This window comes from Glutamicibacter sp. BS14, from assembly GCF_056934375.1.
Window position 1 is genome coordinate 3,004,241 of sequence record NZ_CM167801.1, and the last position, 15,344, is coordinate 3,019,584.

Consider the following 15,344-nt stretch of genomic DNA (forward strand, 5'->3'; position numbering starts at 1 on the left):
AATGGGTGCCGCAGTCAATCGTATCAGTTGCGAGTCATTCGCAATATGCACTCAGGGGTGAGCTTGAGCTAATTTGCCCGTTTTTCGCTGCGAGGCGGGTTGACGCGTTTTCGCGTGGTATCGGTGATTTCACCGACCAGCACCTCGATCACGTCCTCCAGGAAGAGCACGCCGAGCGTTGCCCCCGACTCGTCGACAACCGCCGAAAGGTGGTTGCCTTCCTGCCGCATCGCTTCCAGGGCGGCCTCGATTTCGGTGTCCTGCTCCAACCGGCCCAGCGGGTGCAATGGCAAATCAAGCAGTGGCTGCGTGGAGTGGGCATCATCGATGAGCATCACGTCCTTCACATGCCAGTAGCCCACCGGAACCTCGTTCTTGGTGATCACCATGCGCGAGAATCCGGTCTTGCCGACCTTCTTCTCGAAAGCGCGCGCGGTCGTCTGCCCGTATTCCAAGGTGAACAGGTCATCCAGCGGAACCATGCAGCTGCGCGCGGTAACCGAGGAGAATTCCAGCGCTTTGGTCAAGCGTGCGGCATCGTCCTCATCCAGCGCGCCTTCCTCGGATGAAGCATCGATGATCGATCGGACTTCAGCGGCTGTATACGAGCTGGCCACCTCATCCTTCGGTTCGATACCGAAGGCGTGCAGCACCAGGTTCGCCACGCCATTGAGCGACGCCGTAATCGGCTTGAGCACCTTGGACAGGCCGACCAGTGGCATGGCCAGCAGCAGCACGGCCTTGTCCGCAACGGAAACCGAAATGTTCTTCGGCACCATTTCGCCGAAGGTCACGTGCAGGAAGGTCACCAGGATCAAGGCAATCAGGAACGCTACGGTGTCCGCAGCTGATTCGGCCATGCCGATCATGGTCAGCGGTTCGGCCAGCAGGTGGTGGATCGCCGGCTCCGAAATATTCAGGATCAGCAGCGAGCAAACGGTAATGCCCAACTGGCACACCGCGAGCATGATCGAAACATGCTCCATGGCGTACAGCGCGATCTTTGCCCGCTTATTGCCCTCGTCGGCCAAGGGTTCAATCTGCGAACGACGCGCACTCATCACCGCGAATTCGCCGGCAACGAAGAAGGCATTGCCAGCCAGCAAGACAATCAGCCAGACCAGGCCCATGAAGTCATTCATTGCCATCCTCCTGCACTGCTGGTTCGAAACGAACCTGCGAGATGCGGCGGCCATCGAGCTCGGTCACCGTGAAGGTGCCGTGCTCGGTGGCGACGCGGTCATTGAGTTCAGCCAAGCGGCCCAGTTCGGCGAGCATGAAGCCGCCGATGGTTTCGTAGGTCGACTCTTCCGGGATGACGTCCGTATCGAAGTTCTCGTTGATCTGGTCCGGGCGGTACATGCCCGGGAACAGCCAGTTGCCGTCGGGCTGGGTGACTGCTTCCTCCTCGTCCTCGTCGTGCTCATCGGAAACTTCGCCGACGATTTCTTCGACCAGGTCTTCAAGGGTCACCAGTCCAGCGGTTCCACCGTATTCGTCCATCACGATCGCGACCTGGAACTCGGCGGCGCGCAACTGCTCAAGCAGCACATCCAGGTGAATGGTTTCCGGAACGTACAGCGCGTCGCGGGCGAACTCGCCGACCTGCAGCGCTGCGCGGCGTTCGCGGGGCACCGAGACAATTGCCTTGACGTGGCAGATGCCTTGGATTTCATCGGTGGAGCCGGTGGTGACCGGGAAACGCGAGAATCCGGTGTCCGCGCTGACCTCGATCAGCTCGGAAAGTGCCGCCTCGGAATCAATGGTGGACATCGAGGTTCGCGGGGTCATCACGTCGGCGGCGGTGCGCTCGGAGAATTCAATGGTGGATTCCACGAAGCGAGCGGTCTGCACATCCAAGGTGCCCAGCTGAGCCGAACGGCGGACCAGCGATGCCAGTTCCTGCGAGGAGCGGGCCGCGGAGATTTCTTCCTTGGCTTCGAGTCCGAAGAACTTGCGCAGTACCGCATTCGAGAAGCCGTTGAGCACGATGATGGCCGGCTTGAAGATGGCGGTGAAAACCAGCTGCGGGCGGGCCAGCAGCTTGCCAACCTTCATCGCCTGGGCAATTGCCATGTTCTTCGGGACCAGTTCGCCGATCAGCATCGAAAGCAAGGTGGCAACAACCATCGAGATCACCACGGCAATGGCCAGCGAGCTTGCGGCCGGAATGCCGAATTGTTCCATCAACGGCTCGAGCAGCGCGCTCATTGCGGGTTCAAGCACGTAGCCGGTCAGCAGCGTGGTCAGCGTAATGCCCAGCTGGCAGCTGGACAGCTGGGTAGAGAGGGAGGTGAGGCACTGCAGCAGCGGCTTAGCGCCACGCTCGCCGTCATTTACGGCACGCTGCACGGTGCTTTTATCCAGGGCGACCAGGGAGAATTCCACGGCCACGAAGAAGCCGGTGCCGAGAATCAGCAGCAGGCCGAAAAGTATTGAGAGCCATTCCATAGGCGTTTACCGCCGCCTATTCACTGGCGTGCGAAGTTCAGTTCCAGTGCCGACAGGGCGGCAACTAGAAGGCTCCAAAAGGGAGGCGGAACTTCCTGAACATGGACTGTTGTGGCCGGCACTGCGCCCTTGGGCGGCACACCGGCTTGGAGAGTGGGATTCCATAGTGCGAATTAGTCTATCGAACGAAGGGCCATTGCGCACCACTTCGACACATGCTCGCCCAGCGGTGCTTTGGATACGCTGAACGGCATGTTAGGCGCAACACTTTCGTGACATTACATACGTGCCGTGGCCAAGTGGGCGGAAAAGTCACTAGACTGGTGCGCAGGTCTAGAAATCTTGTGGGCCGCAGTGGTCGTATCACGTCCTCGAAAGACCACCGGCTCAAGCTAGAACAACGTAGAAATCAGGGAAGAGGCGTTGCACGTGCCAGAGCAAGCACACCACCGACTTACTGAAGAGTTTGGTGGAAACGAGTGGCTAGTAGACGAGCTGTTCGAACAGTATCTCGTCGACAAGAACTCGGTAGATAAGAAATGGTGGGATATTTTCGAATCTCTCGCCGCCGAAAAGAAGGCACCAGCAGCACCGGCAGCGCAGCCGGCGCCAGCAGCGGCAGCACCTGCCGCAGCATCTGCAGCCAACGGGCAGGGCGCGCCACGCGCCGCAGCCCAGGCCCGTGCCTCCGAACCAGCACCGGCTGCCAAGGCAGCACCAGCTCCGGCCGCTGAAGCCAAGAAGGCCGAGCCAGCACCGAAGACTGCGCCGATCCCGGCACAGGCTCCGAAGGCTACGCCGTCCACCGAACTTTTCGGTGAGGAAAAGCGCACCCCGCTGCGTGGACCAATGAAGGCCATCGCAACCAACATGGATGCCTCCCTCACCGTGCCTACGGCCACCACCGTGCGTGCCGTACCGGCGAAGGTGATGATCGACAACCGCATTGTCATCAACAACCACCTCAAGCGCGCTCGCGGCGGCAAGATCTCCTTCACCCACCTGATCGGCTTCGCCGTGATCCGTGCGCTGAAGCAGATCCCGTCGATGAACGTCACCTACGACGTGATCGACAAGAAGCCAACTGCGATCCAGCCAGCCCACGTGAACTTCGGCATCGCGATCGACATGCCGAAGCCGGATGGCACCCGCATGCTGGCCGTGCCGAACATCAAGGCTGCCGAGACCCTGAGCTTCAACGAGTTCTGGGCCACCTACGAAGACCTGATCAAGCGCGCCCGCGGCAACAAGCTGACCGCTGACGACTACGCAGGCACCACCGTTTCGCTGACCAACCCAGGCGGCATCGGCACCGTTCACTCGGTTCCACGCCTGTCCAAGGGCCAGGCCGCGATCATCGGCGTTGGCGCACTGGAATACCCGGCAGAGTACCGCGGCTCCTCGGAGAAGACCGTGGCCGCCCTGGGTATCGGCAAGCACATCACCCTGACCTCCACCTACGACCACCGCGTCATCCAGGGTGCAGGTTCGGGCGAATTCCTGAAGCTGGTCGAGTCGCTGCTGCTGGGCGAGCAGGGTTTCTACGACGAGATCTTCGAGCAGCTGCGCATCCCTTACGAGCCGGTTCGCTGGGCCGTTGACAACCAGGTCGACATCGACCTGCAGGTCAACAAGGTTGCCCGCATCCAGCACCTGATCAACTCCTACCGCGTGCGCGGCCACCTGATGGCCGATACCAACCCGCTGGAGTACGTCCAGCGCAAGCACCCGGACCTGGACATCAATTCCTACGGCCTGACCCTGTGGGATCTGGACCGCGAATGGCTGGCCGGCGGCCTGGGCGGCAAGGACCGCGGCCTGCTGCGCGACATCCTCGGCGTGCTGCGCGATGCCTACTGCCGCACCATCGGCACCGAGTACATGCACCTGCAGAACCCCGAAGAGCGCGAATGGTTCCAGGCCAAGCTGGAGTCCGGCTACGCCAAGCCAAGCCGCGAAGAGCAGCTGCGCATCCTGTCGAAGCTGAACTCCGCCGAGGCTTTCGAGACCTTCCTGCAGACCAAGTTCGTTGGCCAGAAGCGCTTCTCGCTGGAAGGCGGCGAATCGCTGATTCCACTGCTGGATGCGATCATCTCCGACGCAGCCGACGAGCAGCTGGACGAGGTCGCGATCGGCATGGCCCACCGCGGCCGCCTGAACGTGCTGACCAACATCGCCGGCAAGACCTACGCACAGGTCTTCCGCGAATTCGAAGGCACCGCAACCCCGGGCTCGGTCCAGGGTTCGGGCGATGTGAAGTACCACCTGGGCACCGAGGGTTCGTACACCTCGGATGCGGGCAACCAGACCAAGATCTACCTGGCTGCCAACCCATCGCACCTGGAAGCAGTCGATCCAGTGCTCGAGGGCATCACCCGCGCCAAGCTGGACCGCCTGAACCAGAAGAACACCGTGCTGCCGATCCTGGTCCACGGCGATGCGGCATTCGCCGGCCAGGGCGTGGTCTCCGAGGTACTGGCCATGAGCCAGCTGCCCGGCTACAAGACCGGCGGCACCGTCCATGTGATCGTGAACAACCAGATCGGCTTCACCACCGCGCCGAGCTCCTCGCGCTCCTCGGTGTACGCAACCGACGTTGCACGCACCGTGCAGGCTCCGATCTTCCACGTCAACGGGGATGACCCGGAGGCAGTGGTGCACGTGGGCCAGCTGGCCTTCGAGTACCGCCAGAAGTTCGGCAAGGACGTCGTCATCGACCTGGTGTGCTACCGCCGCCGCGGCCACAACGAGGGCGATGACCCTTCGATGACCCAGCCGATCATGTACAACCTGATCGAAGCCAAGCGCTCGACCCGCAAGCTGTACACCGAGGCCCTGGTGGGCCGCGGCGACATCACGCAGGAAGAAGCCGAGAACGTGCTGGCCGAGTACAAGGAGAACCTGGAGCGCATCTTCGCCGAGACGCATGCGGCCCAGACTTCGCCGATCCCGATCATCACCCCGGGCTCGACCATCAACGACCTGGAGAAGCCATTCGCCCAGGCTGCCGACGAGAACACCGTCGACGGCGCACGCGGCTCGGCCATCACCGCCCAGACGCTGGCGAAGATTGGTGCCGCCCACCTGGATATCCCGGCCGGCTTCACCATGCACACCAAGCTGAAGTCGCTGCTCGAGCGCCGCGAGAAGATGTCCCGCGAAGGCGGCATCGACTGGGGCTTCGCAGAACTGGCAGCCCTGGGCACCTTGACCATGGAAGGCGTGCCGGTCCGCCTGGCAGGCCAGGACTCGCGCCGCGGCACCTTCGTGCAGCGCCACGCAGTCTTCCACGACCGCGAGAACGACACCGAGTGGTACCCGCTGCACCACCTGGCCGAAGACCAGGCACCGCTGTGGATCTACGACTCCCTGCTCTCCGAATACGCCGCGCTCGGCTTCGAGTACGGCTACTCGGTAGAACGCCCGGATGCACTGGTCATGTGGGAAGCGCAGTTCGGCGACTTCGTCAATGGCGCGCAGACCGTGATCGACGAGTTCATCTCCTCCGCAGAGCAGAAGTGGTCGCAGTCCTCCTCGCTGGTCATGCTGCTGCCGCACGGCTACGAAGGCCAGGGCCCGGATCACTCCTCGGCCCGCATCGAGCGCTTCTTGCAGCTGTGCGCCGAGAACAACATGGTCGTTGCCCAGCCTTCCACCGGTGCAAACCACTTCCACCTGCTGCGCCGCCAGGCCTACGCCCGTCCGCGCAAGCCGCTGATCGTCTTCACCCCGAAGCAGCTGCTTCGCCTGAAGGCCGCGGCCAGCTCGGTAGAGGACTTCACCACCGGAGGCTTCCGCGAGGTCATCGGCGATGCGTCGATCACCGATGCGAACGCCGTGGACAAGGTGCTGCTGTGCTCGGGCCGCGTCTACTACGATCTGCTGGCCGCTCGCACCAAGGCGAACGACACCAAGACCGCGCTGGTACGCGTCGAGCAGCTCTACCCGGCTCCGGCCGAGCAGATCGCTGCCGAACTGGCCAAGTACCCGAACGCCGAGGTGGCTTGGGTCCAGGACGAGCCTGCGAACCAGGGTCCATGGCCGTTCTTCGGCTTGTACGTTGCACCGGCACTGGAGCAGAAGATCACCTTGATCTCCCGCCCGGCATCGGCTGCGACCTCCGCTGGCAATGCAAAGCGCCACGACGCAGAAAACGCAGTGCTGATCCAGCAGGCCTTCGCCCGCTAGACCGCATCGCCTGAACGCTGCTGGCCAACTGTTGCCGGCGAATTATCCGGGGGTTCCACCTCGGAGGTTCGCCGGCAACAGCGCTTTAACCCCGGCGCTGGTTTTTCGCAGGGAATTGTGGGGTTTAACCAATGACCGCCTCCCCCGATGCCAGCGTTCCGACTGCTAAGGTGGGGAGCGATTCATCATTTTTGAGCCAACGAAAGGTCGCCCAGTTGGAGTTACGCACAATCCGAATTACCGCAATCGGAGATGAGCTACTGGCCGGACATGGCGACCCGCGGGGCCTGGGCTGGTTCGGCCGCGTCGTGGCCCGCACCCAGGATCCGGCCCTGCGCCTGCAGTCCTTCGTCTTGGCTTCCCCGGCCGAGGGATCCGAAGCGCTGGCCGAACGCTGGCTGGGGGAAGCTTCCCGCCGATTCAGCGACCAATACGAAAACCGCCTGGTCATCGCGCTCTCGGACCGCGACGTCGATCTGGATGTCACCACCGCGCGCAGCCGGCTGAACCTGGCCAACATCCTGGATTCGGCCTCGCAGATGAACATCAAGGCCTTGCTGGTCGGCCCGGCCCCGGGCCTGGATGATGCGCGCAACCAGCGCGTGGCAGAACTGAACCGCGTCTACTCGGATGTGGCGCTGCGCCGCAACCACCACTACGTCGATACCTTCACGCCCCTGCGTTCCCATGCCCAGTGGCGTGCCGATCTGAACGCTTCCGGCGGGGTGCCCGGCCAGGCAGGCTACGGGCTGATGGCCTGGCTGGTGCTGCACCGCGGCTGGTATTCCTGGCTGGAGTTGCCTGAGCCAGGCGAGGGCTAGGGACCGCCGGTCCGTTAGGAAAATGGGCCGGAAGTGTGAAAGACTATGAGCCGGCCCGAATTTTCGGGAAGCAATATTGTTCCCTCTAAGGAGTCACCATGTCGAAGCGCGCTCGTAAGCGTCGCGATCGCAAGCGTGGCGGTGCCAACCACGGCAAGCGCCCAAACAGCTAAGCGAAGCGAACAAAAAAGAACCCCGTACCCTTCGAGATCAACTCGGAAGATACGGGGTTTCTCTTTGCCGTGCTAGTGGCCTGATTCCACGCGGATCTGCGAGATCCGCGCGATGATGCTGGCCTTCAAGGTCTGCGGGGCATGCTCCTGGCAGCTGCGGCGCACCACCGAGCGGATGATGCACTCCAGATCGTACTGCTCGGTGCATTCCGGGCAGCCATCCAGATGGGACTTGACCTCCTTGAGGTCATCGAGCGTCAGCGCTCCGTCGAGGTACTCGTAGATGCGGACGATGCGGTCATCGGCGCAATCACCCATTGAATTGCAATCCATCTTATTTCGCTCCTCGGTCAGCCTTGGCGGCACTCTTGCTCTGGGTGCCGGTGGCGATCCCACGATCTGCTGCGTAATCGGCCAGCAGTTCCCTCAAGTTCTTGCGTCCGCGATGCAACCGGGACATCACGGTGCCGATCGGCACGCCCAGGATCTCGCTGGCTTCCTTGTAGCTGAAGCCCTCGACATCCACGAAGTAGACGGCCATGCGGAAATCCTCGCCGATCGACTGCAGCGCGGCTTTCACATCCGAATCCGGAAGGTGGTCCAGCGCCTCGGCCTCGGCCGAGCGCAAGCCGGTCGGCGAATGCTCCATGGCCTGGGCCATCTGCCAATCCTCGACCGTATCGGTGGAAGTGCGCAGCGGCTCGCGTTGGCGCTTGCGGTACAAATTGATGTACGTGTTGGTCAGGATGCGGTACAGCCAGGCCTTCAGGTTGGTGCCCGGCTTGTACTGGTGGAAGGCGGAATAGGCCTTGGTGTAGGCCTCCTGCACCAAATCCTCGGCATCCGACGGGTTGCGCGCCATGCGCAGGGCAGCCGAATAGAGCTGGTCCACGTACTGCATCGCGTCACGCTCGAAGCGTTCGCGGCGCTGCTGCTCGGACTCGGAGGCCACATCGGGCAAATTCTCGTCCACACTCTTGTTGTTCATCACTGCCGAGTCTACGCGTTCGAACGGCTTTATGCGCGTGCCAGCGCGGGCCCGGGCCGGCCGCGGTTGCTCGGCGACGGCGCAAGCGGTGCCGCCGGCGTTTGAAGTGTCCTGTCGTATCGTCACAGTAGGTATAACCAGCGGAGCTAAAGCCTTATTCCCGCACCGATCTCGGCTAGAATTAGGCAGTGGGCGCACAGTACTTGCGGTACTGCCAGCGGCCCCGAATTGAAGCCTCGAGCCTAAGGATCTACCAATCAGCACTGCAAGCGCCCCCGGGAGCCCCCTCGATCAGCTGCACGACGCAGAAAAGAACTGGTGGGCAGCGCCCTATGCCGCCGCCGGACTGGATGCAACCGTCCCGGTGCCAGCTTCGAAGTCGCTGACCAACCGGTATCTGATCCTTGCGGCCCTGGCCTCCTCGCCATCCACGATCCACAACACGCTGATCAGCCGCGACACCGAGCTGATGCTCAGCGCCCTGGCCGGATTCGGGGTCGGGATCAAGCGCACCGAGCAGGCCGACGGCTCCACCACCGTGGACATCACCCCGGGCCAGCTGGCCGCCGGACCGCTGGCGATCGACTGCGGCTTGGCGGGCACGGTGATGCGCTTCGTTCCCCCATTGGCTGCCGTCGCCGGCGCCAAGGTGGCCTTCGACGGCGACGCCGCGGCCCGCGTGCGACCCATGGCCCCGGTACTGGACGCGCTGGCAGCCTTGGGCGCCCGCATCGACTACGCCGGGAGCACCGGCATGCTGCCCTTCACCATTGATGCCAGCGAGCTGAAGCAGGATGCCGAAGTGGTCATCGACGCGTCGGGCAGCTCCCAGTTCATCTCCGCGCTGCTGCTGGTTGGCCAGGCCCTGCCCGGCGGGCTGAAGCTGCGCGCGGCGCCGGGGCCTATCGCTTCCCCGGACCACATCGCGATGACCGTCCAGACCCTGCGCGATTTGGGCGTAGAGGTAAGCGTCGATGCCGACGCGCGCGGCTGGAGCATCGCCCCGGGCCAGCTGGCGGGCTTCACCGTCACCGTGGAACCGGACCTGTCCAACGCCGGACCGTTCCTGGCGGCCGCGCTGGCGAGCCATGGCACCGTGAGCGTGCCCTTCTGGCCTGCCAGGACCACCCAGGTCGGCGGCAAGTGGGTAGAAATACTGGCCGCGATGGGAGCGGAAGTCAGCCACGGCGGCGACGGCGTGCTCACCGTGCGCGGAACCGGAGTCATCCGCGGCATCGACTACGCCGATGCCTCCGAGCTGGCCCCTACCCTGGCAGCACTGTGCGTGCTGGCCGATTCGCCGAGCAAGCTGACCGGCATCGGGCACCTGCGCGGCCATGAAACCGATCGGCTGGCCGCGCTGGAAACCGAATTGTCCAAGGTGGGCGCCAGAATCACCGCCACCGCGGACGCGCTGGAAATCGTTCCCGGAGCCCTGCAGGCAGCGGATATCGATTCCTACGAGGACCATCGCATGGCGACCGCCGGTGCCCTGCTGGGCCTGGCCATCGACGGGGTGCGCGTGGAAAACATCGCCACCACCGCCAAGACCATGCCGGATTTCCCGCAGCTATGGTCCCGCATGGCGGCTACCGCAAAGGGCCAGGGCTAATGCGCTACTCCGACTACGACGAATCCTCGGTCCGCGTCCGCCCCAACAAGAAGGGCAGCCGTCCGCGCACCAAGGACCGCCCGGCCTACGAACAGGCGGTCATCGGCCGCATCATCACCGTGGACCGGGGCCGCTACACCGCAATCCTGGATGAGGACACCGCCACGGAGCGCATCGTCATCGCCGCCCGGGCCCGCGAGCTGCGCCGCCAGGCGATCGTGCCCGGGGACCTGGTGGGACTGGTGGGCGACACCTCCGGAAAGCCCGATACCCTGGCCCGGCTGATCCGCATCGAAGAGCGCACCACGCTGCTGCGCCGCAGCGCCGACGACACCGACGCCACCGAGCGCGTGGTCGTCGCCAATGTCGACAAGCTGGTCATCGTCGTGGCCGCCGCCAATCCCGAGCCGCGCACCGGCTTCGTGGACCGCGCGCTGGTCGCCGCCTTCGACGCCGGCATCCAGCCGGTGCTGTGCGTGACCAAGGCGGATGTGAAGGATCCGGCCGACTTCCTCAAGCACTACGAGGGACTGGAGTTCCCCGTGGTCATCTCCCGCACCACCACTGCCGACGCCTCCGGCGTGGACGCGCGCGGCGCCGACGGTTCCAGCGCCCGGCTGGATGCCGGCGCGCTGGCCGAACTCGAAGAGATCCTCTCCGGCTGCGTCTCGGTAGTGCTGGGCCACTCCGGAGTAGGCAAGTCCACCCTGGTCAACGCCCTGACCGGTTCGACCCGCGCCACCGGGCACGTCAACGCGGTCACCGGCCGCGGACGCCATACCTCGTCCAACGCCCTGGCACTGCGCCTGGGCGACACCCCTGGATCCTGGCTGATCGACACCCCCGGCATCCGTTCTTTCGGGCTGGGACTGGTAGACCGGGACAATATCCTGGCCGCCTTCGAGGACCTGGCAGAAATCGCCACCGGCTGCCCGCGCGGTTGCACCCATGCCGCCGGCGAGGCGGGCTGCGCGCTGGAAGCCTGGGCCGAAAATGCCGAAGGCACCCAGGCCGCTGACCGGTTGGCCTCCTACCGCCGGCTGGTCACCACCGAGGAAACCACGCACGAAAAGGAGCTCGGCGCGCTCTAGGCGCCCGCAACACCATGGCTGAATACACCCTGCAGCAAGATCTCGACTTCGCCCTGGCTCTGGCCGGGAAGGTCGACGCCTTCACCCTGGCCCGCTACGGCGCCAACGACCTGGTGGTCGAATCCAAGCCGGACATGACCCCGGTCTCCGACGCCGACCGCGGCGCCGAGCAGCTGATCCTGGCCGAGCTGGCCGCCCACCGCCCCGATGATTCGGTGCTCGGCGAAGAATTCGGCGTGCACGGAACCGGCTCCCGGCGCTGGGTCATCGACCCGATCGACGGCACCAAGAACTTCGTGCGCCGCGTACCCGTCTGGGCCACGCTGATCGCGCTGGAGATCGACGGCGAACCGGTGCTGGGAGTCATCTCCGCCCCGGCCATGACCCGCCGCTGGCATGCCGCGAGCGGCCTGGGCGCGTACGTCACCGAACCGGGTGCCACCGCCGGTACCACCGCCACCCGCCAGATCAAGGTCTCCTCGGTGAGCGAGCTGTCTGACTCCTCGCTGGCCTACGCCTCGCTGAACGGCTGGAAGGAGGCCGGCAAGCTCGAGGGCTTCCTGGAACTGCTGGATACCGCGTGGCGCACCCGCGGCTACGGGGATTTCCTGTCCTACGCGCTGCTGGCCGAAGGCGCGGTCGATGCGGCCTTCGAACCCGAACTGGAGCTCTACGACATGGCCGCCCTGGTGCCGGTGGTACGCGAAGCCGGGGGCCGCTTCACCTCGGTGGCCGGAGAAGAGGGCTGCCATGGCGGCAACGCCCTGGCCACCAACGGCAAGCTGCACGAGGCGATCCTTCCCTACCTGAACCGCAGCTAGGCAGCGCGAGGACGATGGCAACTGCACGACGCGGGCCGGCCGGGCTGACCACCAGCGAAGAGGACTACCTCAAGGCGGTGTACCTGCTCACCGAATGGGAAGACACCGAAGTGGGCACCGGCGCGCTGGCCGACCAGCTGGGCTTGTCCCCTGCCTCGGCCACCGCCATGGTGCAGAAGCTCGCAGCCAAGCACCTGGTCCATCACGTGCCGCGCGGGGCCATTACGCTCAGCGGCACCGGCCGGCGCGAGGCCTTGCGCATGGTGCGCCGCCACCGCCTGCTGGAAACCTTCCTGCGTGATGAGCTGGGCTACGGCTGGGATGAGGTGCATGACGAGGCCGAGGCCCTGGAGCACACCGTCACCGACCGCTTCATCAACGCCCTGGAAGCCCGGCTGGGCCACCCGCGCCACGATCCGCATGGCGACGCGATTCCCAGCGCGGAAGGGGAACTGCCGGTCTCCGGGGCCATCCGGCTTGACCGCTTCTCCGGTGCCCGGGCCGTCATCGACCGGATCAGCGATGAAGATCCCCAGTTCCTGCGTCGTGCCGCCGCCCAGGGGCTGGTTCCCGGGGCGGTCATCGAGCTGCCGCATCAGCTGGATTTCATTGAGGCTTCGCTGATCTGGGTGCGCAAAGCCTAGCTGATTGCCGGCTGTGCAAGAATTAAAAGCAGCGACGCGCTGCACGGTGCGCCACACTGCCAAAGGGAGGGCCATTGGAGACACGACCGATCATCCTGGGCATCCCGGATCGCCTCGATCCCCACGTTCTGGACGCAGCCGCAGACCTCGCAGGCGCGCTCGGAGCGCGGTTGCTTTGCGTCCACGTGGATCCCACCCGCTATCCGCTCGAAGAGCTTCCCGATGGCACCATCCGCAGCGCACCGCTGGATCCCGAATCCGGGGACGAAGCAATTGAGCGCTTCCCGGCACGGCTTCTGCAGCAGCTCGAAGCCCAGCTCGGCGGATCGGGACTGGAATGGCAGGCGCATGCCGCGGCCGGTGGCCCCGGTCAGCAGCTGTCGCATCTTGCCCTGCAGCATGATGCGGCGCTGATTGTGCTCGGGGTTCGGGAGCGTTCCATGGCCAACACTATTGGGGAACTGCTCAACGGTTCGGTAGCGGTGCATCTGACCCATCGACAGCGCCATCCGGTGCTCCTCATCCCGCCACGCCGCGCAGAACAGATTCGCAATTCATGACCCGTCCGCCAACACCCATGGCCCAGCGCCCCGCGCAGGGTTCCTTCCTCAACCCGCGTTTCCTGCTGCTGGTATTCCTTGGCGGCGCTGCCGGTACTGCCTGCCGGCAAGGCCTGGGCCTGCTGCTGCCAGATCCCGGCGGTTTCCCGATCGCGATTTTCCTAGCCAACATGCTGGGGGCGTTCCTGCTCGGCCTGCTGCTCGAGGCGCTTTCGCATCCCGGCCTCGACGAGGGCAAGCGTCACCGGCTGCGGCTGCTGCTGGGCACCGGTTTCCTGGGCGGCTTCACGACCTACAGCGCGCTGGCCACCGGCAGCATGCAGATGTTCGCATCCGGCGCAGCGCTCCATGCCCTGGGTTACGCACTGTTCACGGTGTTCTTCGGTGCATTGGCAACCTGGTGCGGAATCGCCGCCGGTGCTAGGCGCATGGCCCGGAAATCGGGAGGGCTACACTAGTGCTCTCCCCCGGCTTATTTCTTATCGTTGCGCTCTGCGGCGGCCTTGGCGCCTGCCTGCGTTTCGTGGTCGATGCCCTGATCAAGCGGTGGCTTCCGGCCCCGCTGCCCTGGGGCACGATCCTGGTCAATCTCTCCGGCTCCTTCGCGCTGGGTGCGCTGACCGGGCTGATGGCCCAGCAGTTGTTGTCGGCGCAATGGCTTGCGGCCATAGGTTCAGGATTGCTCGGCGGCTACACGACGTTTTCGGCGGCCAGTTTCGAAACTGTCCGGCTGCTCCAGGCCGGCCGCCTCGCAGCCAGCCTGGCCAATGCATTGGGGACCCTCGCTGGAGCGGTGCTCGCGGCATTGCTCGGCTACCACGTCGCTGGGCTCTTCTAGCCGCAAACGAAAAATGCCAAGCCTTTCGGCTTGGCATTCCATCAGTTCTAGCGTGCTGCCCGGCGTCCCTTGGGAGCACCCGCTCGTGCCCGGCTCGGAACTTGCTTCGGTGGCTGCTTGGTTCGATCGTGCGGGACCACGTATCCGCCGGTGGCGATGACCAGAATGGCGCTGATGCCGGTCAACGCAAGCATTCCGATGGCCCAAATCTGCGATTGATCGTAGAAGGAATGGTCGACGCTCAGCCACAGCACGTAGGCTCCGATGAGGTAAATGATATGGACCAGGAGCAGACGGGTTCGCAGCCTCAACTTGATGACGGCTTTCGGCGAGAAGAAAATCGACCAGAGGATCAGCAGCGGGACAACTACTACAAGGATTGCTGGAATTGTCGGCCATGGGATGAAAGCGATAGCGGCTAGTGCCGCGGCGAAAAGCAATCCTACTTCCAAGAGGAAGGCAACTGCCGCATAGCTTGCTGAAAGGAAAGGCGATACCCGCTGGGAACTGTTTTTACCCATCGACTTCAATCTCACTCCGTTTCTGCACACGCTGTCGTTTCGAAAGCCTTGGACTTTCATTTCAAGTCTATGTGTAAATTCTCCATCCCGCGAACAGGCTCGCGATGTGACTGCGGACTCCGAAACAAACAAAAAGCTCCGGAGCCAGACCTATGGGCCTGGCTCCGGAGCTGGATATTGTGGAGATGGGGAGAATTGAACTCCCGTCCGATGTGGTGTTGCCAGGTCTTCTCCGGGCGCAGTTTGCTGCGGATTTTCTCTGCCCCAACCATCACGCAAACATGTGGTTGATCCGGGCACAGTTGCCTGAATGTGTATCCAGAAGCGGCAACATCCGCTGGATACATTGGCTATCTAAATGACGTTAGGAACAGGGGCGATAGCGTCCCCTGGCTAACGGACCGTCTGGCTGCTTAGGCAGCGAGAGCGAAGTCAGTGCGCTTTGATTCGGCACTTATTGGTTTGCAAAGGGCGTTTACGAGATAACTTTGCGTCCTCGGCCCGCTTCATCTGTCGCGACTCACACCGTCGAAACCGATCATCCCCGTATTTTGTTGTCAGTCCCGGTCTCCCGGGTACAACCACACCCTAGGGCGTGTCTACCAATCATAGCGCACTGCCCGGGTTTCCCCCAAT

The 15,344-nt window shown here is 63.9% G+C and carries 15 protein-coding genes and 1 other RNA gene; 10 read left to right on the plus strand and 6 right to left on the minus strand.

The features are described 5' to 3' along the window. Positions 1 to 68: 68 nt before the first annotated feature. Both AC1Z36_RS14115 and AC1Z36_RS14120 read right to left on the minus strand, forming a co-directional pair. Positions 69 to 1,142, minus strand: a complete 1,074-nt coding sequence (locus AC1Z36_RS14115; RefSeq protein WP_166650811.1) for a hemolysin family protein — start codon at positions 1,140 to 1,142, stop codon at positions 69 to 71. Next, entirely contained in the window at positions 1,135 to 2,451 is a 1,317-nt protein-coding gene (locus AC1Z36_RS14120; RefSeq protein ID WP_105658381.1) for a hemolysin family protein, read from the minus strand. The genes AC1Z36_RS14115 and AC1Z36_RS14120 overlap by 8 nt, the downstream gene beginning before the upstream one ends. A 429-nt stretch (positions 2,452 to 2,880) precedes the next feature. Between AC1Z36_RS14120 and AC1Z36_RS14125 the strand changes: the two genes are divergently transcribed. The 3 genes from AC1Z36_RS14125 (at position 2,881) to AC1Z36_RS14135 (ending at position 7,633) form a co-directional block, all read left to right on the plus strand. Further along, positions 2,881 to 6,639 (plus strand): multifunctional oxoglutarate decarboxylase/oxoglutarate dehydrogenase thiamine pyrophosphate-binding subunit/dihydrolipoyllysine-residue succinyltransferase subunit, encoded by a 3,759-nt coding sequence (locus AC1Z36_RS14125; RefSeq protein WP_105658380.1) that lies wholly within the window; start codon positions 2,881 to 2,883, stop codon positions 6,637 to 6,639. A 215-nt stretch (positions 6,640 to 6,854) separates the two neighbouring features. Beyond that, the gene (locus AC1Z36_RS14130) at positions 6,855 to 7,460 is read left to right on the plus strand and encodes a GDSL-type esterase/lipase family protein (RefSeq protein ID WP_105658455.1); all 606 of its coding nucleotides are present in this window, start codon (positions 6,855 to 6,857) and stop codon (positions 7,458 to 7,460) included. A gap of 98 nt (positions 7,461 to 7,558) precedes the next feature. Further along, positions 7,559 to 7,633 (plus strand): 50S ribosomal protein bL37, encoded by a 75-nt coding sequence (locus AC1Z36_RS14135; RefSeq protein WP_369299107.1) that lies wholly within the window; start codon positions 7,559 to 7,561, stop codon positions 7,631 to 7,633. A 72-nt stretch (positions 7,634 to 7,705) separates the two neighbouring features. Here the strand turns inward: AC1Z36_RS14135 and rsrA are convergent, their stop codons facing one another. Both rsrA and AC1Z36_RS14145 read right to left on the minus strand, forming a co-directional pair. After that, positions 7,706 to 7,966 (minus strand): mycothiol system anti-sigma-R factor, encoded by a 261-nt coding sequence (gene rsrA, locus AC1Z36_RS14140; protein ID WP_105658379.1) that lies wholly within the window; start codon positions 7,964 to 7,966, stop codon positions 7,706 to 7,708. A gap of 1 nt (position 7,967) precedes the next feature. Beyond that, a complete protein-coding gene (locus AC1Z36_RS14145; RefSeq protein ID WP_166650812.1) occupies positions 7,968 to 8,621 on the minus strand; it encodes a sigma-70 family RNA polymerase sigma factor in 654 nt (217 codons plus the stop codon). Between the two features lie 295 nt (positions 8,622 to 8,916). Between AC1Z36_RS14145 and aroA the strand changes: the two genes are divergently transcribed. The 7 genes from aroA to crcB all read left to right on the plus strand — a co-directional run bounded on the left by aroA (position 8,917) and on the right by crcB (position 14,187). Further along, on the plus strand, positions 8,917 to 10,233 hold the full coding sequence (gene aroA, locus AC1Z36_RS14150) for a 3-phosphoshikimate 1-carboxyvinyltransferase (RefSeq protein ID WP_133834483.1): 1,317 nt from the start codon (positions 8,917 to 8,919) through the stop codon (positions 10,231 to 10,233). Continuing rightward, positions 10,233 to 11,324 carry a ribosome small subunit-dependent GTPase A gene (gene rsgA, locus AC1Z36_RS14155; RefSeq protein WP_105658377.1) on the plus strand — a complete coding sequence of 364 codons (1,092 nt, stop codon included), beginning with the start codon at positions 10,233 to 10,235 and terminating at the stop codon, positions 11,322 to 11,324. Before aroA ends, rsgA begins: the two co-directional genes overlap by 1 nt. Before the next feature lie 14 nt (positions 11,325 to 11,338). Then, entirely contained in the window at positions 11,339 to 12,145 is an 807-nt protein-coding gene (locus AC1Z36_RS14160) for an inositol monophosphatase family protein (RefSeq protein WP_105658376.1), read from the plus strand. A gap of 14 nt (positions 12,146 to 12,159) precedes the next feature. Next, positions 12,160 to 12,789: a metal-dependent transcriptional regulator gene (locus tag AC1Z36_RS14165; protein WP_105658375.1), complete on the plus strand. Its 630-nt coding sequence runs from the start codon at positions 12,160 to 12,162 to the stop codon at positions 12,787 to 12,789. Between the two features lie 74 nt (positions 12,790 to 12,863). Beyond that, positions 12,864 to 13,349, plus strand: coding sequence for a universal stress protein (locus tag AC1Z36_RS14170; protein WP_332504504.1), 486 nt, complete (start codon positions 12,864 to 12,866; stop codon positions 13,347 to 13,349). Beyond that, entirely contained in the window at positions 13,346 to 13,807 is a 462-nt protein-coding gene (locus AC1Z36_RS14175) for a CrcB family protein (RefSeq protein ID WP_105658373.1), read from the plus strand. Before AC1Z36_RS14170 ends, AC1Z36_RS14175 begins: the two co-directional genes overlap by 4 nt. Then, positions 13,807 to 14,187: a fluoride efflux transporter CrcB gene (gene crcB, locus AC1Z36_RS14180; RefSeq protein ID WP_105658372.1), complete on the plus strand. Its 381-nt coding sequence runs from the start codon at positions 13,807 to 13,809 to the stop codon at positions 14,185 to 14,187. The genes AC1Z36_RS14175 and crcB overlap by 1 nt, the downstream gene beginning before the upstream one ends. A 47-nt stretch (positions 14,188 to 14,234) precedes the next feature. On the opposite strand, the gene AC1Z36_RS14185 is transcribed toward crcB, so the two are convergent. Further along, the gene (locus AC1Z36_RS14185) at positions 14,235 to 14,708 is read right to left on the minus strand and encodes a DUF2568 domain-containing protein (RefSeq protein WP_166650814.1); all 474 of its coding nucleotides are present in this window, start codon (positions 14,706 to 14,708) and stop codon (positions 14,235 to 14,237) included. Positions 14,709 to 14,885: 177 nt separating this feature from the next. Beyond that, positions 14,886 to 15,254: a transfer-messenger RNA gene (gene ssrA / locus AC1Z36_RS14190) on the minus strand. Positions 15,255 to 15,344: the final 90 nt, after the last annotated feature.